We start from the raw sequence: 22,910 nt of genomic DNA on the forward strand, positions 1-22,910 counted from the left end.
TTATTGTTGGCCCAGATCGGCGCCAGTCGAGGCGGCGAGGTGAACGCCGCCCTGCCCTACCAGGATCAGGTTGCCGTTATCCAGTGCTGTTACCCCGGCCAGAGAAAGGCGGTCGGGACGATTGATCAGGCTGAAACTCTGGCCGTGATCCGTACTGCGCAGCACGGTGCCGCCATGGCCGACCACGGCGACGCTGCCGTCACGCAGCAAGGTGCCGTCGGCCAGGCCGAACTCCAGCGGACCATTGTTCGGGGTGTTGAGGCTGATCTGCTGCCAGCTGTCACCGAAATCGGTGGAGCGGAACAGGTGGCCACGCAGGCCGTAAACCAGCAGCGTATCGGCTTCGTTCGTGCCCAGGGCACCGAACAGCGAGCCCTCGTAGGGCTTGTCCTCGACGGTTTCCCAGGTTTCGCCCCAATCGCTCGAACGGAACATGCCGCCCAGCTCACCGACGATGAACAGACCCGAATCCTTCACGGCGGTAATGGCGTTGAGGTGATAGGCATCTTCGTTGTCGAGACGATCGCTGACGTCTTCCCAGTTTTCGCCACCATCGGTGGTTTCCAGCAGCGCGCCATAGGCACCCACGGCGAAGCCAGTCTCGAGATCCTTGAACCAGATATCCAGCAGCGGCGCTTCGCGTTCGAGGTCCTCGTACTGCTTGGTCCAGGTCAGGCCGCCATCGGTGGTCGCGAGAATCTGCGCATCGTGACCGACCACCCAGCCATGCTGGGCATCGACGAAGAACAGCGACGTCAGCATCTGCCGGGTCGGCACCTTGGCCTGCTGCCAGCTTTGTCCCTGGTCGTTGGAATAGAGAATGTGGCCACGGTCGCCAACGGCAATCAGGCGCTCACCGGTGTTGACCACATCGAGCAACAGGCTGTGCACGGCCTTGGGAGACTCGATGGCGTAGCCAGCATCAGCTGCAGCCGAGGTCTCGGCCTGCAAGGGTGCGGCAGCGAAAGCCAGAATGGAAAGCACACTGCACAGCGAGAGCGCTTTAGCCAGCGGCGAATGGACACGGAGCGCCGATTTGCGCGCCAGGGTGGGCGCCAGACCGGACTGGGTGCGCCGCATGACGGGCTCACTCATATACCTTCCCCCTTTCTTGTTATAGGCGGTACTACTGATTTGCAGGCCGCCCATCCTAGCGAGCTTCGGAAAGCCCTGACAATTGGCGCGACGTTATGTTTTGTTAAGGCAAAACCCGCGTGATAGAAGCCTATTCGCCAAGCTGATACGAAAAGGCCGCTACTACTGTAGCGGCCTTCGCGCGAGACTACACGACTATTATCGCGTGCCGCGGCGACGCAGGGCGGCCGGTTTGAAGTAACCGTCGTCAGGAGTGGCCTGGGTGAAGTCGATGGTGTTGTTCTCTTCGTTGTCCAGGTTCTGCACGTGGTAACGACGCGCCTGCAGGTCGTGGAACACATCGAGCGCGGACCAGGTGGTCGGCAGATCGTAGTAGTTCTTCAGGTAGGCGATGGAAACGCGCCACAACTCGCCACGACCATCGTACTGATCGACCACGGCGGCTTGCCAGCTGTCCTCGTCGAGGAACAGGGTACGCTTGGAGTAGATGTGGCGAGCCCCCTTCTTCAGCGTGCCCTCTACCACCCATACGCGGTGCAACTCGTTACGGGTGACTGCCGGGTTGAGGTGACCAACCTGCAGCAGGTCCTTGTACTTAACGTCCGGGCTGGTGACCTGGTAGTTGTTGTACGGGATGTAGATCTCCTTCTTGCCCACCAGTTTCCAGTCGTAGCGATCCGGGGCACCGTTGAACATGTCGGTATCGTCGGCGGTACGCAGGCCGTCAGCAGCGGCAATCGGCGTGTCGTAGGCCAGGTTCGGCGCACGACGCACGCGACGCTGACCGGCGTTGTAGCCCCAGGCCTGACGTGGCTCCTTGACCTGATCCAGGGTCTCGTGAACCAGTACCGCACCGCCGGCCAGACGCGCCGGGCTGGTGGTGAAGGACAGGTAGTAGAACATGATGTTGTTCAGGTCGGCGAAGGAGCCGTTCTGCAGGTAGTACTTGAACAGCGCCTCCTGCTGGGAAGTAACCAGCGAGTAGGCACCATTGCGCTGTACGGCTACTTCCGAGGCACGACGCACGATGTAGGTACCACGATAGCGGGCGATGTGGTTCCACAGCGCCTCGACACCGTTCTGCGGGATCGGGAACGGGATACCGCCATAGGCATCGGAGAAGCCGTTGCCGCCATCGACCAGCTTGGCGCTGGTGGCGTTCTTGATGCTGTTGTCATAGACCCACTGCGGCGCGGAGCCGGAGCGGCGGGTCTGGTAGACCGGCATCTGATAGGTTTCCGGGTAAGCCTTGAACATGGCGATCTGACCCGGCGTCAGATTGGCCTCGTACTGGCTCAGGTTGGCCGCGGTGATGGTGAACAGCGGCTTGTCTTCCGGGAACGGATTGACGTGGTGCTGGCCCGAGCGAGTGTAGCCCGCCGGCGCCTGGGTGATGCCACCGGTCCAGGCCGGAATGGTGCCGGCAGCGTTGCCAGCCTTCTCGGCGCCGAAGGGAGTCAGGGTATCGCCGAGCTTGGCGGCTTCCTGCGGGGAAACGGCAGCCAGCGCAGAACCGGCGGAAAACGCCAGCGCAACGGCTACAGCCATCAGCCTGTGCTTGTTCAGCATGGGTAATTCTCCGTGAAGAGTCTGACCGGGCGCCCAACGGCGCCCGGCGTTTTTTCTGGTTATGGGTATTAGAAGGAGTATTTGACGTTCAGACCGATATTGTCTCGGTCGCGCGCACCGTTGTTCTGGCCAGCGCCGTAGAACTCGGTGTACTGGATCTCGGCTTCCAAGCTGTTCAGGTAGCTGGCGCGCATACCCAGAGTGTATGCCTTGCGACCTTCGATGAAGTTGCCGGTCTGGTGCGAGTTGCCTTCGAAGTCGTGCTTGAACACGGCGAACGGCGACAGGTTCACGCCAGCGTAAACGTCGTTCCAGGTGCCGGAGAGCACCAGGGTGTAGCCGTAAGCGTTCTTGTTGATCTGATCGTCGCGGTCGTAGCCGGAGATGTAGGAGCCGTTAGCACGGCCAGAGTAGTAGCGCACGTTACCCTGGAAATCTGTGTACTTCAGATTGCTGCCACGAATGTGCTCAGAACCGAGTTCAGCAACACCAAAAAGGGAGTCGAAGCCCAGCGACGGGCCAAAGTTGTAGATACTGCCAATGGAAGTGTTGAAAGCCTCAACACGCTCATAGTTGCTCAGGCGACGGTTACCAAGGCTTACAGTCTGCCCTCCCACTTGCACCTGCTGCCCCAGAGCAATCTGCGGCGCTTGCTGGAGCACTTGCCCCAACAGGTCGTTAGTGGTGGCTATACCAATCGGCAGGTTTGGACGATAGGAGAACTCACCGAATACCGACGCATTGCCTACAGTAGTATTGAAACTCAGGCCCATCATCCGAACATCTTCGGCGTATTGGCGGCTAGCCTGGATCTGATTAGCTACATCCACCGAGACCAGACCACCGGCAATTTGCCGTGCGATATCAGCGACAGCAGCCGGATCACCTGCCACGCCTGCTGCGGCCGCAGCCTGCAACGCAGCTCCCTGAACAGGGGCACTACCAACAAGAGCACCAAATTGTCCTCCCGTCATACCACCGTATGCGTCGTCCAACTGGGCATAGATTGAAGGTTCTTTGGCGTGGTAGTTCACAAAGTAGAAGCCAAATTCGGTCGAATTTAGCTCTTCAGCGATATAGCGAAATGCAACGCCAAATTGCCCATCATTCTTAGCATTGAGGTCATTCTTGATAGAGGCGACCTTAAAAGCGTCAGGCGTGGCAAACGAACTGCCGTTCAATCCATGGGCAGGGTTCAAAACCGAGGCTTGATAGAGAGAGAGACCGCCAAGCAGAGGGTTTGGCGTAAGTGCGCCAGCCAAAGCACCACTCTGGTTATATGCGGTATGACCACCGTCGGCGAACAAATCAGTCTCGGAGAAGTAAGTACCAACCGGGTCGATTGCAGACTCTTTCCAGTTGAACTGGTAGAAGGCTTCCATCGAGAGATTGTCAGTCAGGCCAATGTTGAAGCTCAGTGCTTCGACCGGCACCAACACTTCCTTCACCTCGGAGCCAGGCAGGCGGAACTTGGCAGCATCGACCGGGTTGGTGGTATTGATCCCGCCACGGTAGAACAGCCCTTCACCCCAGTTGAACACCTGCTTACCGAAGCGGCCGGAGACCGGCATATCGGCCACATCCCAGTTGCCATAAACATAGGCATCGAGAATCTGCGCATCGCGGCCGGCCTTGTGGCGGGTTTCACGAGTGAAGGTGTTGTCGCGCGGGTAGCTTTGGCTAGGCTGAGCCGGAGTATTTGCGTCGTAGTAGTCGTTGCGCTTGTCCATGATCTGGGTGTCATAGAAAGCGGTACCGCGGACGAATACACCATAGTTCTGATAGGACGCTTCAAGATCGGTGGTGATCTTGAACACTTCGGAAACCAGGCCGGTATCGAAGTTGCGGTTGCCATCGTTGGTGTTGATGTCGTTGTTGGTCTTGTCCTGACCCTGTACGCGCCACAGCTGGCCGTAGGAGACGGTGGTGTCGATGGAGCCGGTGATTTCGTTATCGGCGAAGCTGAACTCTACCGCTTGAGCGTGAGCGGCGACCAACAACGGCAGAACGCCTGCGAACGCAAAGCCGGCCTTGGCCGGGGCAAAACGTAGAACGGGCTTGCGGGACTTAATTTCCATCGAGACTCACTCCGTGGACAGATCATTCTTTTGGGCGATCCCGTATCCGGGTCGCGAGTGCCGTACTGACGACGGCTTCTGTTTTTATTTGCAGCAACATGTTCCAACGACCAGCGTGCGCTCGCACGCGGCCAGATCCTGCTCGGTACTGCAACCATGGTGCCAATTCAAACGGGTGTATCAGCGCAAACAGGCTTGGGAGAGCTGTTGGCCAGTTTCTTTTCGTGACTGATCAGCCACTGACCAATACGTCAGAAAAACTGGCGCACTTTGTCCTACGATCCGACGCTTTATGCCACCTGCCACGCACCTTGCCGCCCTGCAGAGCGAAGAAGATCGCCCAGCTGTCAAGCGCAGAAGCCCGAACTTAAGTGTGCAAAGGCATAACGAATTGCATACATATTTCATTGGGTAACAAAAAAGTGTTACCAACCAGAGGCCGGTAACACTTTTTTGTAGAGCAAAACCCGTCTTAGGCCAGGCTCTTGCTCACCACTTCATAGACATCGCTGGACAGCTCGCCGGAGGCGAGGATGCGCTCCAGCTCGGCCTTCATCAGCGCCTGGCGGGCGCTGCCGTATTTGCGCCAGCGGGTCAGCGGCGCCAGCAGGCGCGAGGCGATCTGCGGGTTGAGGGCGTTGAGGGTGATCACCTGATCGGCGAGAAAGCGGTAGCCCGCCCCGTCTGCGCGGTGAAAGTTGATCAGATTCTGGTTGGCGAAGGCCCCGATCAGCGCACGCACCTTGTTCGGGTTCTTCAGGGTGAAGGCTTCATGCTGCATCAGCGCGTGCACACGCTCCAGGCCGCCGGGCAGCGGGCAGCCGGCCTGCACGCTGAACCACTGATCCATGACCAGCGGATTGTCCTTGAAGAAGTCGGCGAACATCGCCAGGGCCTTGCCCTGCTCCGCCTGGAACGGCGAGTTGACCAGCACCGCCAGCGCCGCCAGGCGCTCGGTCATGTTGTCGGCATTCTCGAACTGGTCGACGCAGGCCACCAGCACCTCGGGCTTCTCGCTGAGCATCAGGTAGGAAAGCGCGATGTTCTGCAGGCTGCGACGGGCGAAGTGCGCGGCCTCGGCCACGTAAGGCGTGGTCTTGGAGGTTTCACGATTGGCCTGGTAGCGCGCCCACAGCGGGGCGAACAGCGCGGCAGCCAGCTCCTTGCGAGCGAACTCACGCGCGGCGTGAATGGCCTCGACATCGGCCACCTCGCTGATCTCGGTGAGGTAGGCCTCACCCGGCAGCGAGAGCATTTCCGCAACCATGGCCTGATCCAGCGACTCGTCTTCGAGCAGAGTGCGCAGCGCAGTGACCAAGCGCTGATCCAGCACCAGAGCCTCGCCACGCTGATGCTGACCGATCAGCTCCTGCAGTACCTGCACCGACAACTGCTGGCCGGCTTCCCAGCGGTTGAAACCGTCGCTGTCGTGCTGCATGAGGAACATCAGTTGGTCGCGGTCATAGGGGAAGTGCAGCTTGACCGGCGCGCTGAAGCCACGCAGCAGCGACGGCAGTGGCTTTGCGGTGATGCCTTCGAAGATGAAGGTCTGCTCAGCCTCGGTGACCGACAATACGCGACTGGTGCCTTGCGCCGCGCTTTCACCCTGCAGGCGCAGCGCCAGCTCGTTGCCTTGGGCATCGAGCAGGCCGAGCGCCACCGGAATCACGAACGGCAGCTTCTCGCTTTGCCCTGGCGTGGCCGGGCAGCTCTGGCGGAAGCTCAGGCTGTAGGTTTGCGCGGCGGCGTCATAAGCCTCGCTGACCTCCAGACGCGGCGTGCCGGCCTGGGTGTACCAGCGCTTGAACTGGGTCAGGTCCTGGCCGCTGGCGTCTTCCATGGCCTTGACGAAGTCGTCGCAGGTCACGGCCTGGCCGTCGTGGCGCTCGAAGTACAGGTCCGAGCCCTTGCGGAACAGTTCCGGCCCGAGCAGGGTGTGGATCATGCGCAGCACTTCCGAACCCTTCTCGTAGATGGTCAGGGTGTAGAAGTTGGAGATCTCCATGTACGCGTCCGGGCGCACCGGGTGGGCCATGGGGCCGGCGTCCTCGGCGAACTGGTGGGTGCGCAGGTAGGCCACGTCTTCGATGCGTTTGACCGTGCGCGAGTGGGTATCGGCGGAGAACTCGCTGTCGCGGAATACGGTGAAGCCTTCCTTGAGCGACAACTGGAACCAGTCGCGGCAGGTCACGCGGTTGCCCGACCAGTTGTGGAAGTATTCGTGCGCCACCACCGCCTCGACACGCTGATGCGCGGCATCGGTGGCGGTCTCGGCCTTGGCCAGCACGCAGCTGGAGTTGAAGATGTTGAGGCCCTTGTTCTCCATGGCACCCATATTGAAGTCGTTGACCGCGACGATCATGAAGATGTCTAGGTCGTACTCGCGGCCATAGACCTCCTCGTCCCACTTCATCGAGCGCTTGAGGCTGTCCATGGCGTGCTGCACCTTGTCGATGTTCTCCGGCTCGACGTAGATGCGCAGCGCTACCTCGCGGCTGCTCATGGTGGTGAAGCTGTCTTCCACACACCAGAGGTCACCGGCGACCAGGGCGAACAGGTAGGCCGGCTTCTTGAACGGGTCTTCCCAGGTGGCCCAATGACGACCGCCCTCCTCGCCGCCGCTGGCAATCGGGTTACCGTTGGACAGCAGCACCGGGTAGGCATGCTGTTCGGCGCTGACCGTGGTGGTGAACTTGCTCATCACGTCCGGGCGGTCGAGGTAGAAGGTGATCTTGCGAAAGCCCTCGGCCTCGCACTGGGTGCAGAACATCGTGCCGGACTTGTACAGGCCTTCCAGTGCGGTGTTGCTTTCCGGGTGAATGCGCACGCTGCTGTCGACCACGAAACGGTCCTGAGTCGGCTGCAGGCTCAGGTGGCTGTCGGTGAGGCTGTAATCACCCTCACCCAGCTCGCGGTCATCGAGCTTGAGCTCCAGCAGCTCCAGCTGCTGACCATCCAGCACCAGCTTGGGCAAGCCGGCACCGGCCTCGGGGTTACGACGCATGACCAGCTGCGCGTGCACCAGGCTGTGATCCTCGAACAACTCGAAGGTCAGGTGGGTTTCGTCGATCAGGTAGTCGGGAACCTGATAGTCCTTGAGGTAGATGGTCTTGGATTGTTCGGTGCGCATGGCTCTTGGCCTCTCGTCTGCGGCGCCCCGGGCGCCGGTGGCAATCGGGTGTCAGGCGGCGATCTCGTGGACGGCCAACTGATAGGCGGTGTACTTGCGAATATTGATCACGCCGGTATCGAACATCAGGTACTGGCCCTTGATACCGAGCAGGGTACCTTCGGCCAGGGGCAGCTTGTCCAGATTGAAGCTGGTGATCTTGGCCGGATAGGCCTCGATGGGGTAACGAATCTCCAGCACGTCGGCGGTGCCCAGCGGCTGGATGGCCTGCAGACCGAAGCGCTGCTGCAGCTCGGTGATACCCGCGCCACAGCTATCGAACAGCTGCTCGCGAATCGCCAGCAGATCGACCGGCACGGCATCGCCCTTGAGCAGCGCCCGCCAGTTGGTCTTGTCTGCCACCTGGCTACGCAGCAGGTCTTCGACGAAGCCGGACTGCTGCCGGGTGGCCACGCGCAGGATGGGCAGCGCCTGGGTCGCGCCCTGATCGATCCAGCGCGTCGGCACCTGGCTGGCACGGGTGATGCCCACCTTCACGCCACTGGAATTGGCCAGGTAGACGATATGGTCGGTCATGCAGAACTGCTCGCCCCAGCTCGGCTCGCGGCAGGTGCCGGCATCGTAATGACACTTCTCCGGGCTCATGATGCAGATATCGCATTGCGCCAGCTTCTGCATGCAGGGGTAGCAATAACCCTGGCTGAAGCTGGTCTTGGTCTTGCGTCCGCAGTGCGTGCAATGGATGGCACCGAGGTATTCCAGGCGCAGATGCTTGCCCACCAGCGGGTTGACCGGTACTTCTTCGTCGCCAAGACGGAAGGCGTATTGCACCGGTGCGTCCAGGTGCGCCTTCATCTTGCTCAGCGAGCCACGTCCCAATTCACTCATCAGTGCAGGGTATCCGAGGACTTGAACAACAGGTTGGGTACCGGCTCGGACTTGCTGCTGCACTCCTGCGGCCCCATGTAACCGGTGCGTTCTTCTTCCGGCAGGTTCTGCACTTCCCAGGCGATCATCGCCTGCAGGCTCAGCTCTTTCTGTTCCTGGGTCAGCTTGCGGCCGTCCGGCCATTTACCGATTTCCACGGCCAGCTTGAGGCTCTCGTAGATTTCCGGGGTGATGTTTTCAATCGCATCGAGAAAGGACGACATGAAGGTCTCCAAATAAGTCTTAGGGCGGATGAAGCCCGCCAAAATGCTGCGATGGCGGGCTTCACCCACCCCACAGGCTTTAAATCGTTCGTCTGGCAAGCATACCGCCAAGCAGCCCGGTCAGGCAGCCGGTGAGCAAGCCGCCGACATGCGCGGCATTGGCAATGGCGCCGAACTGCAACAACTCGAAGATGCCGGTCATGCAGATCAGCAGCCAGGCCAGCATCATCACCAGCACGCCAGGCGGCAGCCGATAGGCAGCGTTCGGTGCCAGGCGCTGGTAGATCCAGCAATGCCCAAGCAGACCGTAAAGTACGCCGGACAGGCCGCCGAACAACGACGGCCCGGCCCACCAGTACTGGGCGAAGTTCGACGCCAGACCAAACAGCAGAGTCAGCCCCAACAGGCCGATGGCGCCCTGGCGAAACTCGATGCGTCGCCCCAGCTCCCAGTACCACAAGCTGTTCATCGCCAGATGCAGCCAACCGAAGTGGATCAGCATCGGCGTGATCAGGCGCCACCATTGACCACTGCCCAGGGTGGCATCCAGATAGGTCAGATAGATGTGCTCACCGTCGAGGCGAAAATCGACGAAACTCAGCCAGCGAATGGTGGAAAAGTTCTCGCCCGCCAGGGTCACCGCGAAGACGATGAAGGTGGCCAGCAACACCAGCGCCGTGACCGGGCTGCGCCGTAGTTGAGTGGCGAAGCCCTCGCGCACAGGGACGACGCTTGGCGGCAGCTCTCCGGCGGCATCGCCCTGCGGGTGGCGCGCGTACAGTTCGCGCACCTGCTCTGCAAGCTCCTGCCCCGGCACCCACAGCACCTGCTCACCGCCCTCTTCCGCCACCCGGTGCGGTACACGCAAACGCTGCAGCAGAGCGACAAAACCGCTCAAATCGCTATCCAGCGGCAAGCGCAACACAACCACTGCCGTCATCGCGGCGCCTCCTGCGGATCGACATCGACCCAGACGAATTTACCCGCGTCCAGACGTGTTTCCTGATCCAGACGATAAGCCACCAGGCGGCCGCCAACCACCGCGCTGTAGTCCAGACACGCCAGGTTGGGCCTGATCGGCGCCGGCTTGCCACGCCGCCAGTAATGGCCGACGAACAGCAGCGGCTCGTGCGCGCCATATCTGAGCAACTCATCCTTCTGCAGTTCGGTCAACGGCGTCTGCGCAGCCATCTCCGGCAACGCATCGGGCTGGAAGACGATATCGCCGTAGGTCTGCGGATTCTCTTCCCAGAATTTGGTGCGAAAGTACGAGCGGGTAAAGCCGTCGCCGCTGGTCAGGGTCAGGCCGTGCGGCAAGCGCATGTCGGTACCACGCAGCAGGCGATCTAGCGCCATGTTGGCGAAGCTGCCGGGCACGGCCGAGGCCTGCAGGAAGTGTTCGTCGATGCAGCCATCGGGAAACTGCGCCTTGAGCGGCGTGATCAGCTCGTCATCCCAGCAGGCGTGCACCACGCGGAAGCGCCCGGCATCGATGAATAGCGGCATCTCGTAGAACCAGCACAGAAATTCGCGCCACTCCAGTGGATGATCCTCGAATTGCGCCAATGTCTCGCGCATCAGGCGCTGGTGGCGCGAGCTGTGCTCGCGTACGTACTGGCGGCCACTGCCGGGTGGCGCCGGCGTGCTCCAGCCCAACGCGTTGAACTCGTGGTTGCCCATGATGCACAGTGCCTGGTCGGCACGAACCATGTCGTGCACCAGATGCAGGGTTTCACGGATACCCGGACCACGGTCGACCAGGTCACCCAGGAAGATCACCATGCGCGTCGGATGGCGCCACACGCCACCCTGGCGGCTGTAACCCAAACGCTCGAGCAGGCGTTCAAGGGTTTGCGCGCAACCGTGGATATCACCGATCAGGTCATAGCCACGATGGGGGTCGAGGGACATTCAGTCCTGCCCTCCCAGGCGGCTGCCCCATCCGAGCTTGGTGCGGCAAACCTCATAGTAGTTGTGATCCAGCGGATGGATCAGACGCAACTTCTGCGCCTTCTTGGCCACGTGCAGGGTGTCGCCCGGGGCACAGGTGAAGTGGTTCTGGCCGTCGCAGGACACCTGCGGATAGATGGTCATGTCCGCCGACACCACCACCTTCAGCTCGCTGTTGCCGTCAACCACGATGGGCCGGCTGGACAGCGTATGCGGGTACATCGGCACCACCACGATGGCATCGAGCTTGGGATGCATGATCGGCCCGCCGGCGGACAGCGCATAGGCGGTCGAACCCGTGGGCGTGGCGACGATCAGGCCGTCGGCCTTCTGGCTGCAGACGAACTGACCGTCGATATACAGCTCGAACTCGATCATCCGCGTCGACTTGCCGGGGTGCAGCACCACGTCGTTGAGCGCGTCGCCCTGGCCGATGGCTTCGCCCTGGCGACGCACTTCGGCTTCGAGCAGGAAGCGATTCTCGGTCAGGTACTGGCCTTCGAGCACCTGCGCCACCTTGAGCTCCAGCTCGTCAGGGCGAATATCGGTGAGAAAACCCAGGCTGCCACGGTTGATCCCCAGCACCGGTACCTTGTGCCGCGCCAGGGCGCGGGCGGCGCCGAGCATGCTGCCGTCGCCACCGACGACGATCACCAGGTCGCAGACCTCGCCAAGCATCTTGCGCGAGGAGGTCTGCAGGCCGTGTCCCGGCAGCACGTCGGCAATGGTGTCCTCGAGGATCACATGCAGGTGGCGGTCGATCAGAAAGCGCTTGAGCCGCCGCACGGTTTCCAGCACCCGCGTGCTCCCCAGGCGCCCGATGATGCCGACATTGCGAAATTGCTCCATGGGACTCCCGCCAGACAGATAAGAAACGATGGGTGATTATCGGCCAAAGGCCTGGGCGGCAGCAAACCAGCACTGTTACTGGGCTATGCTCGGCTCATGAACACACCCGACTCGCTGCATGATCTGCTGCTGGGCTTGCGTACCCCGGCTGTGCGTGACCTGGCCTGGGCGCTGTTCTCGCCGCCCATGCTGGGTGAGACCACGAAAGTCCAGCGTCATCCGCTACAGGCCAGTTGCTGGACGCGGCAACCGCAGCGGCTGGCAGACTGGCTCGTGCAGCAGGACAACGAGGCCGGCGCCCTGCACGCCTGGCTGGCCGCAAAACCGGTACGCCGCCTCGGCCTCTATTACGAACGCCTGTGGCAGTTCGCCCTGCACGCCGCACCGGATGTCCAAGTAATCGCCGCTAACCTGCCAATACGCCAGAACGGCCAGACCCTGGGCGAGCTGGATCTGCTGCTGCGCGACGACGAAGGCGAACACCATCTCGAATTGGCGGTGAAGTTCTATCTCGGCACGCACAGCTGCGATGCCGCAGACTGGCTAGGCCCGGGCAGTCATGATCGGCTCGATCTGAAACTGAGCCACCTCGCGCAGCACCAGTTACCCCTGTCTTCACGCCGTGAGGCACGCGGCGCGCTGAACGAATTGCAGCTGGGCGAAACCCGATCCGCTTTCTGGCTCGGCGGCTACCTGTTCTATCACTGGCCCGACGCGTCCTCCCCGCCTCGCGGCGCCACACCCGAACACTGCCGCGGACGCTGGCTGCATCAGCGCGACTGGAATGACTTCACCACGACGAGACCCGGCGCGCGCTGGCAGCCGCTGCCAAGACTGGCCTGGCTGGCGCCGGCGTTGGTGAATGCCGATGGGGTCTGGTCTGATGAAATGCTCCAGCAATGGCTGAACACATTGCGTCCAGAAGCTCAGGCGCAACTGCTGGTACGACTGGAGGAAGATCATGCCGGGGATTGGCGAGAGGTCGAGCGGATCTTTCTGGTCAACGATCAGTGGCCCAAACAGTCGTAGCCCGGATGTAATCCGGGAGACATGCACCTGCGGTCCCCGGATTTCATCCGGGCTACGGCCTGGAGTCTGGCTCAAGCGGCAGTTGGCGAGAGTACGTTTTAGGTGCCTCCACCATCCCAAGGCTGGCGTGGCTCCCCCGCCCTATGCGAGCGTCATCAACGCTGACGATGGCTATTCGCCCCTACCTACTGCGCTCGGTACGCCCACCGGAACGTGCCAGATAGCCTGCCCCGCTTTCACAGAGCAGCGCATCGCGCTGCACCGCTGGCAGGGCGTCCAGGCCGCCGCGCAACGCGTAAACGCTGTACCCCAGCTGCGAGAGCAGAAACACCGCGCTGCTGCTGCGTTTGCCGCTGTCGCAGTAGCACAGGTAGGTGCGTGATCGCTCCAGCAGGCGCGCCTTCAGGCGCAACAGCTGCAGCGGCATATGCAGCGCTTGCGGCGCATGCGCCTTCTCATACTCTTCCAGCAGGCGCACATCCAGCCATTGCGCGCCCTGTGTCAGCAACCTGGCGCCCTCGCCCAGCGACACTTCAGCCACCACTGGCGCCTTGAGCAGGGCAAAGAAATCCTGACGATCCAGGCGCAGCACACTGCCGGCCTCGACCATGGTCACCGTGGCATTTCGCGGCCGGTCGGCAAGCAGGGCCTCCTCGCCGAAACAGGCACCCACCTCCAGCTCCGCCAGCACCTGGTGCTCGCTACCCGCGCCCCGGATCACTTCGGCGCGACCGCTTTCCAGGAAATAGCAGCAATCGCCAGTGGCACCCTCTTCAAGCACCTGGCTGCCCGCCGCCAGCTCGACTTTCTGCAGGCGGGCGAGCATGTTCTGCACGTTGGCTGGCGGCACCTTGGCAAACAAGGGGTTTTCCAGCAGCCGCTCCAGCCACTCGACATCGGCGCCACTCTGCTGCAGCGCCAGCAACAGGTCCTGATGCGCCAGGCGCCAGGTCAGCAGGCGATCGAGCGTGACGCTATCGATCATCAGCACGCTGATATCGGTCAAGGCGCGGGCGTCATGCAGTCGCGGCAGACCAGGAGACAAGGGATGACAGCTGAGCTCGCTGCCGGCCTGAACCTTCTGCGTGCGCCCCTCGGCATCCTGCAACTGCAACTCACCGGCCAGCAGATAGCAGCTCAGACGCGCCTGATCCCCCTGACGAAACAGCAACTGCCCCGCCAGCAGAGGCTGCGGCACCAGCTGGCTACGCAACTCGCGCCACTGCTGCTCTGAAAGCACATTGAGCGGCGTCAAGCTGCGCAATTGTTCGGGGGTAAGGGGTTCGCTCATGAGGATTTCCAGGCTCCGCTGGTCAGACCTGAGTGTAGTCGGCGCCGACGCCCATCAACGCCCGACGCCCTTGCAAGCCGCCAGTATGAATGAATATCAGCCGACTGCCGCGCGCAAGTTGACCCCTCTTGCAGAAATCGCGCAGCGCCATAAGCGCCTTGCCGGTATACACAGGCTCCAGCGGCATGCCGCTGGCCTGCTCGGTCTCCAGGATGAACTGGCGCAGTGGCTCGTCGAGACGCGCAAAACCGCCGCGCGCGGCTTCGATCAGTTGGTAGCGCCGCGCCGATGCCCCGCTCTCGTTCAGCAACGTGGCGACCTGAGAGGCGACACCGTGGTCGCTCGGTACGGCCTGAGCGCCAAATACGCTGCGCCGAATATCACCCAGCAGCAGACCGGCCAGGGTGGTACCGGTCCCCGTAGCCAGCCACCAGGCATCGAAATCGGACCAGTCGATATCTGCCAGCTGCGCCTCAGCCATCGCCACCAGACAGCTGCAGCCTCTAGCGCCCTGAAGGCCCAGACCTCCCTCGCCGACCGCCTGGAAACCCGGATAGCGAGCGAGCCAGGGCACCCAGAAATCAGGCTGATGGCGCGCACGGTAACCGCCATAACCCAACCAGTGCAGCGTCATACCCATGCGCTGCAGATCATCGACGGTCGGGGTCTGCTGCGCCTCGCCACGCAACAGACCGACACTGGCGAAGCCGAAACGCCGGCCCGCCGCTGCCAGCGCATGCAGATGATTGGAGTGCGCACCACCCAGGCTGATCACGCCCTGCGCGCCGGTCGCAGCGGCCTGTTCAAGATAGGGCGCGAGTTTGAACCACTTGTTGCCGGACACCAGTGGATCGACAAGATCCAGGCGTAGACAGGCGAGCTCGACACCGGCAGCCTCGAGCCAGTCCAGTTGTAGAGGTTGTAGCGGCGCTCGCGGGCGCCAGAGGGGAATCCGTATCGGCAAAATCAGCTGACGGTGCGCAGACGGCTACTGGCCTTGTGCCGCGCACAGCAGTTCGACTCACCCAGAGTGAAACGGCTGGGCGTGTCGACGCGGTCGATAGGGATGGCGCAGCGCTCACCGCTGGGCAGGGATGCATCGCAACTGGGCTGCTGATAATGCGCCAACCAGTGACGATACTGCTCTTCGGAAACGAAGCATTTGCTGGCGGCGTAGGCCATGGGGTTGTCCTGATAGCGGGCGACATCCTGCAGTGGAATGGTCAGGTGCCCGGCGCCGGGATGGTACACCACGAACACCACGCCAAGCTTGGCCAGACGCTCCAGCACCTGATCACTACCCTGACTGGCGAACGCATCGCGCTCACGCTTGAGGCGTTCGATTTCCGCCTGCAACTGGGCATCCAGCTCATTGCGATAGGCGAGCTCAACGTCACGGATGGCGATCTGTTCCTTGTACTCCGCCACGGCCGCAACGACCTTGGCGCGCACTTCACCATCGAACTGCGCGCGCAGGATATCGCCCTCGGTACGACCATGGCGCTCAAGGGCACGCAGTTGTTGAGTCATTTCCTCGCGGCTGCTCTGGAAACTTTCGGCCTGGGCGGCCAGTTGCGCCTTGAGGTTGGCGTTGAGTTCCTCCTGCTGGCGCAGCGCCTGATGCAGCCCATGGATCTGCGCCTGCAGATTCTTGCTCTGCTCCTCACTGGCCAGTTTGAACTTGGCCAGCTCGTCTTCGTGCTGCTGAGTCAGGCTGGTGATGCGCAGGCGCTGCTGCTGAATCAGTTGCGCGGTCTTGGCACGATGTTCCTGATCCATCTTCTGCGCCAACTGCTCGGCTACTTCCTTGGCCGGGTCGGGCGCATACCATTTGTCTTCGGAGGCCACCTGCAAACGCTCGGCAACCACCGACTGGGCACTGTCGTCTTCGATCAAAAGCCCGAGTTGATTGCGTTTGACGGCATCGCGCAGCAATACCAGATCATTCTGAGCGGGCGCCAGGCTGGGGTCCCACAGATGCATCTGGTGCCAGGAAACCGGACACTGACTGCGACAGGCCAGGCGAATCGGCCCGGCGCCAAGATCCGGACCACGACCGGCACGCTCGGCCAGATGCTGCAGAGGAATGTTCCACCCCTTGTCGGGGCGACCGTCCTCGTCGAAATCCAGAAAGAAGAATACCGCCGCCCTGACCAGCAGACGCGGGTTGATCACCACGAATACCGCGCGCATCTGTTCGTCGGCGAACTCGGGCATGTTCACCACACCATCGAGCAACGCTTCGAATTCAGGGAACATCATCTGTTTGCAGATACCGCGTTCACTGAAGAACATCACGGCTTCCACCATCTGCGGCTTGTTCTGCATGCTCATTGAGGACCCTCTGAACCAACCGGGAATACGCGCGCGTAGTCGCGTGCCGAAGTAACGCCTACTCCGGCATCGATACCGTCCTTGATACCTCGGGCAAGTCTAGGGGAAAACCCGACCACAGCAATGTGACTGGGTTGGCACTCACTCTGCGAGCTAGGCCGGATAAGCCACTGCTTAGCGCAAAAATGTGACAAGAGCGGAAAGTACGAGAGCCGCCAGCGACCCAGCCCGCGGGCATGACTCCCCGCCTGACGCCCCCAGTTCGATCGGCGGATTCTTGCTTTCCACCTGCGCCAGACAAGCGAATTTCCGCCCATGGCAATCGACAGCATTGCGCCCACCGGCTCTAGAACAGTGGTCCGACAACCTGGCACGCCATCTGCTCAGCACCACACAGGCCCGCGCGCGTGGCGCGGCCGGACTGATAAAAAAGACAAGAGGTCAGCCATGTTCTGCCATCCCTTCACTGTTATCCCTCACTGCTCGACCCGCTTCGCGGGTGCCTCTCCCGGCACCCAAAAACTGCCTGCACGGCAAGCGCATCACTGACGCGCCCTCAGTTAAAGAAAATAACAACAACGGAGACGCCCCATGCACTTAGCCAAGCGCCTTGGCCTGCTTGCTGCTGCCGCGATTTTGGCCAATAGCCCCTACGCTCACGCCGGTCCGACCTCGATCAACATCCTCACTGGCGGCACCAGTGGCGTTTATTACCCGCTGGGCATGAGCCTGTCCGACCTTTACAGCGAGCACATCGAAGACTCGACCACCAGCGTGCGGGCCACCAAGGCCTCGGTGGAGAACCTCAACCTGCTGCAGATCGCCCGTGGCCAACTGGCCTTCGCCCTGGGCGATTCCGTGGCCGATGCCTGGAAAGGCGACCAAGAAGCTGGCTTCAGAGCCCCGCGTGACCGCCTGCGTGCTATCGCCGGGATCTACCCGAACTACATCCAGATAGTCGCCAGCAAGGCATCGGGGATCACCAGCCTGGAGGATCTGCGCGGCAAACGTATCTCCGTCGGGGCACCACGCTCGGGCACCGAGCTCAACGCCAGGGCCATCTTCAAGGCCGCAGGTCTCGGCTACGAGGATATGGGCCACGTCGAGTTCAAGCCCTACGCCGAATCGGTCGAACTGATCGAGAAAGGCCAGCTGGACGCCACCCTGCAGTCTGCCGGCCTGGGCATGGCGGCGATTCGCGACCTCGCCGAGCGCGTACCAATCACCTTCGTCGCCATTGCGCCGCAGGTGGTGTCACGTATCGGCAGCAGTGCCTATCAGTCGGGCACCATTCCTGCCGGCACCTACAAGGACCAAACCAACGACGTGGCGACGGCGACCATCACCAACGTTCTGGTCAGCCAGACCAGCGTTTCCGACGCCGTGGCCTATCAGATGACCAAGCTGCTCTTCGAGAACCTCGACCGCCTGGCCGAGGCGCATCCGGCCGCCAAGGACATCAGGCTGGAGCGCGCAACCACCGGGCTGCCGATTCCGCTGCATCCCGGCGCCGAGCGCTTCTATCGTGAGGTGGGCGTTCTCAAGTAGAGCGCCTCTCAGCGCTTGGCTGCCGCGAGAAAAGGCGCCAGGCGCTGCGCCATCTCTGCGCCGAGCGCCTGCAGCCCGCTCATCGGGCGCACCATCACCTCGAACTCGACGATTCGTCCCGAGTCGTCGAAACGAATCATGTCGATGCCCTTCAACTCGCGCTCACCTACCCGTGCCGAGAACTCCAGCACCACACTGAGACCGTCGGCAGTGACCAGTTCGCGGTGATAGGCGAAATCCTCGAACACCTTGAGCACGGTATTGAGGATCAGATTGACCACCTGCGCGCCCGCATACGGGGTGTGCGCCATGGGCGAGCGAAACACCGCCTGAGGGTGCAGCAACTCGGGCAAGGCGCTCAGGTCCTTGGCGACGATGAACTGGTGCCAGCGTTCGAGACTGGCTGCAGCGGCAGGGTATAGCTGGGCATTGAGAGACATCGGCTTCTCCTTGTTGTTGTCAGGCCAGATAGCAAACGCCCCGCATTCAGCGGGGCGTTTTCATTACAGCTCAGCCGCCAGGCGCGAGCCCTGGTTGATCGCCCGCTTGGCATCGAGCTCGGCAGCGACATCCGCGCCACCGACCAGGTGCACGCGCTGACCGGCGCTCTCTAGGCCTTCCTGCAGCTCGCGCAGCGGGTCCTGACCGGCGCAGACGATCACGGTGTCGACCGGCAGCACCTGCTCCTCGCCACCGGCGATGCGGATATGCAGGCCGGCATCGTCAATCTGCACGTACTCGACGCTGTTGAGCATCTGCACGTTCTTGTTCTTCAGACCGGTGCGATGAATCCAGCCGGTGGTCTTGCCCAGGCCATCGCCGACCTTGGACTTCTTGCGCTGCAGCAGGAACACCTGGCGCGCTGCCGGGTGCGGGTGCGCCTCGATCCCTGCCACGCCACCACGGGCCTCCAGCGCGGTGTCGATCCCCCACTCCTTCCAGAACTCGTCACGGTCGAGGCTGGTGGCCTTGCCCTGGTGCGTGATGAATTCGGACACATCGAAACCGATACCACCGGCACCGATCACCGCCACCTTCTGCCCGACCGGCTTGCGCTCGAGAATCGCGTCCAGGTAGCTGATTACCTTGGCATGCTCGATACCCGGAATATCCGGCGTACGCGGGGCGATACCGGTGGCCAGGATGATTTCGTCGAAGCCGCCCTTGAGCAGATCGTCCACCGACACGCGGCTGTTCAGGCGCACGTCGACGCCGCTGGTTTCCAGCTTGCGCTTGAAGTAGCGCAGGGTTTCGAAGAACTCTTCCTTGCCCGGCACGCGCTTGGCCACGTTGAACTGGCCGCCGATCTCGCTGGCCGAATCGAACAGAGTCACGCTGTGACCGCGCTCGGCGGCGACGGTGGAGGCGGCCAGGCCGGCCGGACCGGCACCGACCACGGCTATCTTCTTCACCGCGGCAGTGGGGATGTAGTTGAGCTCGGTCTCGTGGCAGGCACGCGGATTGACCAGGCAACTGGTCAGCTTGCCACCGAAGGTGTGGTCCAGGCAGGCCTGGTTGCAACCGATGCAGGTGTTGATCTCGTCCGCGCGGCCTTCGGCGGCCTTGTTGACGAAGTCCGGGTCGGCAAGGAACGGGCGCGCCATCGACACCATGTCGGCATCACCCTCGGCCAGCACCTGCTCGGCCACTTCCGGGGTGTTGATGCGGTTGGTGGTGATCAGCGGAATCGACACCTCGCCCTTGAGCTTGGCGGTGACCTTGGTGAAGGCCGCGCGCGGCACCTTGGTGGCGATGGTCGGGATACGCGCCTCATGCCAGCCGATGCCGGTGTTGATGAGGGTGGCACCGGCCTTCTCGATGGCCTTGGCCAGCAGCACGATCTCGTCCCAGGTGCTGCCACCCTCGACCAGATCGAGCATCGACAGGCGATAGATGATGATGAAGTTCGGCCCGACCGCCTCGCGCACGCGACGCACGATCTCCACCGGCAGGCGCATGCGGTTCTCGTAGCTACCGCCCCAGCGGTCGGTACGGTGGTTGGTGTGGGCGACCAGGAACTGGTTGATGAAATAACCTTCCGAGCCCATTACCTCGACGCCGTCGTAGCCGGCCTGCTGGGCCAGCGCCGCGCAATTGACGAAGTCGGCGATCTGCTTCTCGATGCCCTCCTCGTCCAGCTCACGTGGTTTGAACGGGTTGATCGGCGCCTGGATGGCGCTCGGCGCCACGGACTTGGGGCTGTAGGCATAACGCCCGGCGTGCAGGATCTGCATGCAGATCCTGCCGCCCGCCTCGTGCACGGCCTGGGTGACGACCTTGTGCTTCTCGGCCTCTTCCACCGTGCTCAGCTTGGCCGCACCGGAATACACGCCGCCCTCCTCGTTCGGGCCGATGCCGCCGGTGACCATCAGACCGACGCCGCCACGGGCGCGCTCGGCGAAGTAGGCCGCCATGCGCTCGAAGCCGCCCGGCTTCTCTTCCAGGCCAGTGTGCATGGAGCCCATCAGCGTGCGGTTGCTCAGCGTGGTGAAGCCGAGATCGAGCGGGGCCAGCAGGTGCGGGTAACGAGCAGTCATGGAATTCTCCACATCGCGGTGCAGTTCACGGATTGCCGCGGTCTCATGGTCACGCGGTCGGTTATGGAGCCAGAAGATAAAGAGGCTGCCAGCCATGCTCAATGATCAAAACTAACAAGATAATGATCAAAACTAGCAATAGATCTTGGCAGCGCGGCTCGACCGACCTAACCTGCACCGCAATCAAACCGAAAAAAACCAATGCGCCTACTGATCACCCTTCTGCTCGCGCTCGCCCTGCTGGTCGGCCTCGGCAGCTACGCCCACTGGATCGAGCAGCGCCCCAGCAGCCATTACCTGTCCGATCTGCGCAGCCAGGTCGCGCTCGATATCGGCGAACCCGGCCCACGCGGCAACCTGCTGGGCATCCAGCCGGAACTGTTCGCCACCGACTATCAGAGCCTCGCTCGCCTGCGCCTGAAGCTGGCCGCTTACCTGGATCACGCCCGTGACCTGGGCATGCTCAACGAACGCACCGTCGTCGTGCTGCCCGAACATATCGGTACCTGGCTGCTCGCCGTGGGCGAGAAGGAAGAGCTCTACCGCGCCGCCGAGCGCCGCCAGGCCATGCACTGGCTGGCGGCGAGCAATCCACTGGATTTTCTCGGCGCACTGTTCAGTGCTGGAGGCGACGCGCGCCTGGACGATGCCATGCTGCGCACCAAGGCCAAGACCATGGCACGCGACTATCAGCAGCTGTTTGGCGACCTGGCCCGCGATTACCAGATCACTCTGGTGGCAGGCTCCATCGTTCTGCCCGAGCCCCGCGTGGCACGGGGTCGCCTCGAAGTCGGTCGCGGGCCGCTGTACAACGTCAGCCTGGTATTCGATCGGGCCGGCAACCCGCAGGGCCAACCCCAACGCCACGCCTTCCGTGCCGGCGCACTCGCCACCGAGGCGCCGGATGCTCTGCAGGTACTGGATACCCCGGCAGGTCGTCTCGGCGTGCTACTCGGTGGCGATATCCGCCAACTCTCCCAGGTGAATACCCAGGGCGGCGAAGCCTTGGAGCTTCTGGCGATGCCCAGCGACCTGGACAGCCAGACGGACGCCCCACTCCTCGACGAACAACTGCAGAGCAATGGCATTCGTGCCGGCCTGAAAGTCCATCTGCGCGGCAGATTATGGGAACGCAGCGGTCAACCCCAGGCACTGGCGTTCGCTGCCGGGCGCAGCGAACGAGGCGCCAGCGAGCGCGGCGCGCAACTGATCAATCTATGGCTATAAAAGCATCACGCGTTCGCCTCGGCGATCTCTCCGTCGGCTTCACCCAGGCGCTGGCCGGCGCACTGCGCGAACAGGGTCAGCGCCCCGAGCCCCTGTTCGAGCAGTTCGGTCTCGATGCTGCAAGCCTGAGCGAGCCACGCGCGCGCCTGTCGATCCCGCGCTTCATGCGCCTTGGCCATAGCGCCATCGCCCTGTGCGAGGAGCCGGCACTGGGGCTGGACATGGGCCGCCACAGCCATCCGAGCCAGATCGGCCTGGCCGGCATCTGCGCCGCGCAAGCGCCCGACCTGCGCGAGGCGGCGCGTACCCTGACGCGCTTCGAGCCGCTCTACGCCGCCAACTATCGCGGCCGCTCGGGCTTCGATGAAGACCCGCGCGGCGCCTGGCTGCTTTTTTATTCCATCAGCCCGTACAACGCCTACAACCGCTTCGTGGTCGACTCGGTGCTGGCTGGCTGGCAGACCAACCTGGGCCAGGTGGTTGACCGTCCGATCACCCCGGAAAAGGTCGAGATCGAATTTCCCGCACCCGACTATGGCGAACGCTACGAAGCGCTGTTCGGTTGCCCGGTGGAGTTCGCCGCCAGCGCCAATCGCCTGCGTCTGAGCAACGACACCCTGGCCCTGCGCAACCCCCAGCATTGCCCGGGCACCTGGCGGCATCTGGTGGAATTGTGCGAACGCGAGCTGGAGCAGTTGACCCGTACGCGCAGCCTGCGCGAGCGAGTGATCCAGCTGCTCGGCCCGCTATTGCACGGCCACGAGCCGGACCTGCAGGAAGTCGCGCGCAGCCTGCAGCTGCCGAGCTGGACGCTACGGCGCAAGCTGGCCGAGGAAGGCACGCAGTTTCGCACCATCCTCAACGACACCCGCCGCGACCTGGCCACGGCCTATATCCGCGACACCGAACTGGCCTTCGGCGAGATCGCCTACCTGCTCGGCTTCGCCTCGGCCGAAGCCTTCCAGCGTGCCTTCAAGCGCTGGCTCGGGCAAACACCCGGCGACTACCGCCGCGCGCAGCGCAGAGCGGGCTGATCGCACGGCAACCTTGATCGTCAAGCTCTCGCAACTTAGAATCCTTTTCATCCGCGTTTGCGGTCGCTTCTTACTCCTTTCATTCCGT

Annotated in this window: 18 protein-coding genes; 4 read left to right on the forward strand and 14 right to left on the reverse strand. The window is 62.5% G+C overall.

Annotated features, from left to right (window positions below; translation table 11 throughout):
- The 9 genes from BLR77_RS20985 to BLR77_RS21025 form a co-directional block, all read right to left on the reverse strand.
- Positions 1–1,095 carry a WD40/YVTN/BNR-like repeat-containing protein gene (locus tag BLR77_RS20985; protein WP_074681460.1) on the reverse strand — a complete coding sequence of 365 codons (1,095 nt, stop codon included), beginning with the start codon at positions 1,093–1,095 and terminating at the stop codon, positions 1–3.
- A gap of 198 nt (positions 1,096–1,293) precedes the next feature.
- Positions 1,294–2,664, reverse strand: a complete 1,371-nt coding sequence (locus tag BLR77_RS20990) for a DUF1329 domain-containing protein (protein ID WP_074681462.1) — start codon at positions 2,662–2,664, stop codon at positions 1,294–1,296.
- A 68-nt stretch (positions 2,665–2,732) separates the two neighbouring features.
- A complete protein-coding gene (locus BLR77_RS20995) occupies positions 2,733–4,742 on the reverse strand; it encodes a DUF1302 domain-containing protein (protein WP_074681464.1) in 2,010 nt (669 codons plus the stop codon).
- A gap of 472 nt (positions 4,743–5,214) precedes the next feature.
- Positions 5,215–7,872 carry an aminopeptidase N gene (pepN, locus tag BLR77_RS21000; protein ID WP_074681466.1) on the reverse strand — a complete coding sequence of 886 codons (2,658 nt, stop codon included), beginning with the start codon at positions 7,870–7,872 and terminating at the stop codon, positions 5,215–5,217.
- A 51-nt stretch (positions 7,873–7,923) separates the two neighbouring features.
- Positions 7,924–8,760: a DUF2797 domain-containing protein gene (locus tag BLR77_RS21005; protein ID WP_074681468.1), complete on the reverse strand. Its 837-nt coding sequence runs from the start codon at positions 8,758–8,760 to the stop codon at positions 7,924–7,926.
- Positions 8,760–9,023, reverse strand: a complete 264-nt coding sequence (locus tag BLR77_RS21010; protein WP_074681470.1) for a YeaC family protein — start codon at positions 9,021–9,023, stop codon at positions 8,760–8,762. The genes BLR77_RS21005 and BLR77_RS21010 overlap by 1 nt, the downstream gene beginning before the upstream one ends.
- Positions 9,024–9,102: 79 nt before the next feature.
- A complete protein-coding gene (locus tag BLR77_RS21015; RefSeq protein ID WP_074681472.1) occupies positions 9,103–9,963 on the reverse strand; it encodes a rhomboid family intramembrane serine protease in 861 nt (286 codons plus the stop codon).
- Positions 9,960–10,934, reverse strand: coding sequence for a metallophosphoesterase (locus BLR77_RS21020; RefSeq protein ID WP_074681474.1), 975 nt, complete (start codon positions 10,932–10,934; stop codon positions 9,960–9,962). Before BLR77_RS21020 ends, BLR77_RS21015 begins: the two co-directional genes overlap by 4 nt.
- On the reverse strand, positions 10,935–11,822 hold the full coding sequence (locus BLR77_RS21025; protein ID WP_017679052.1) for an NAD(+) kinase: 888 nt from the start codon (positions 11,820–11,822) through the stop codon (positions 10,935–10,937).
- Positions 11,823–11,918: 96 nt separating this feature from the next.
- On the opposite strand from BLR77_RS21025, the gene BLR77_RS21030 reads away from it, so the two are divergent.
- The gene (locus BLR77_RS21030) at positions 11,919–12,851 is read left to right on the forward strand and encodes a DUF1853 family protein (protein ID WP_074681476.1); all 933 of its coding nucleotides are present in this window, start codon (positions 11,919–11,921) and stop codon (positions 12,849–12,851) included.
- Positions 12,852–13,032: 181 nt separating this feature from the next.
- Here BLR77_RS21030 and BLR77_RS21035 read toward each other — a convergent pair whose 3' ends face one another.
- From BLR77_RS21035 to BLR77_RS21045, 3 genes are read right to left on the reverse strand one after another with little or no spacing between them, the layout of a single operon-like run.
- The gene (locus BLR77_RS21035) at positions 13,033–14,142 is read right to left on the reverse strand and encodes a cyclic nucleotide-binding domain-containing protein (protein WP_074681478.1); all 1,110 of its coding nucleotides are present in this window, start codon (positions 14,140–14,142) and stop codon (positions 13,033–13,035) included.
- 22 nt (positions 14,143–14,164) lie between these two features.
- On the reverse strand, positions 14,165–15,106 hold the full coding sequence (locus BLR77_RS21040) for a 1-aminocyclopropane-1-carboxylate deaminase/D-cysteine desulfhydrase (RefSeq protein ID WP_074681480.1): 942 nt from the start codon (positions 15,104–15,106) through the stop codon (positions 14,165–14,167).
- A 2-nt stretch (positions 15,107–15,108) separates the two neighbouring features.
- Entirely contained in the window at positions 15,109–16,476 is a 1,368-nt protein-coding gene (locus BLR77_RS21045) for a chromosome partitioning protein ParA (RefSeq protein ID WP_074681482.1), read from the reverse strand.
- 591 nt (positions 16,477–17,067) lie between these two features.
- Here BLR77_RS21045 and BLR77_RS21050 point away from each other — a divergent pair.
- Positions 17,068–18,024 (forward strand): TAXI family TRAP transporter solute-binding subunit, encoded by a 957-nt coding sequence (locus BLR77_RS21050; protein ID WP_074681484.1) that lies wholly within the window; start codon positions 17,068–17,070, stop codon positions 18,022–18,024.
- A gap of 8 nt (positions 18,025–18,032) precedes the next feature.
- Here the strand turns inward: BLR77_RS21050 and BLR77_RS21055 are convergent, their stop codons facing one another.
- Positions 18,033–18,464, reverse strand: coding sequence for a nuclear transport factor 2 family protein (locus BLR77_RS21055; protein WP_074681486.1), 432 nt, complete (start codon positions 18,462–18,464; stop codon positions 18,033–18,035).
- Positions 18,465–18,527: 63 nt separating this feature from the next.
- The gene (locus BLR77_RS21060; RefSeq protein ID WP_074681546.1) at positions 18,528–20,561 is read right to left on the reverse strand and encodes an NADPH-dependent 2,4-dienoyl-CoA reductase; all 2,034 of its coding nucleotides are present in this window, start codon (positions 20,559–20,561) and stop codon (positions 18,528–18,530) included.
- A gap of 201 nt (positions 20,562–20,762) precedes the next feature.
- On the opposite strand from BLR77_RS21060, the gene BLR77_RS21065 reads away from it, so the two are divergent.
- Positions 20,763–21,788, forward strand: a complete 1,026-nt coding sequence (locus BLR77_RS21065; RefSeq protein ID WP_074681488.1) for a carbon-nitrogen hydrolase family protein — start codon at positions 20,763–20,765, stop codon at positions 21,786–21,788.
- Complete coding sequence (locus tag BLR77_RS21070; protein ID WP_083366105.1) at positions 21,779–22,822, forward strand: AraC family transcriptional regulator; 1,044 nt, start codon at positions 21,779–21,781, stop codon at positions 22,820–22,822. The genes BLR77_RS21065 and BLR77_RS21070 overlap by 10 nt, the downstream gene beginning before the upstream one ends.
- Positions 22,823–22,910: the final 88 nt, after the last annotated feature.

Source organism: Ectopseudomonas alcaliphila, from assembly GCF_900101755.1.
GTDB lineage: Bacteria > Pseudomonadota > Gammaproteobacteria > Pseudomonadales > Pseudomonadaceae > Aquipseudomonas > Aquipseudomonas alcaliphila.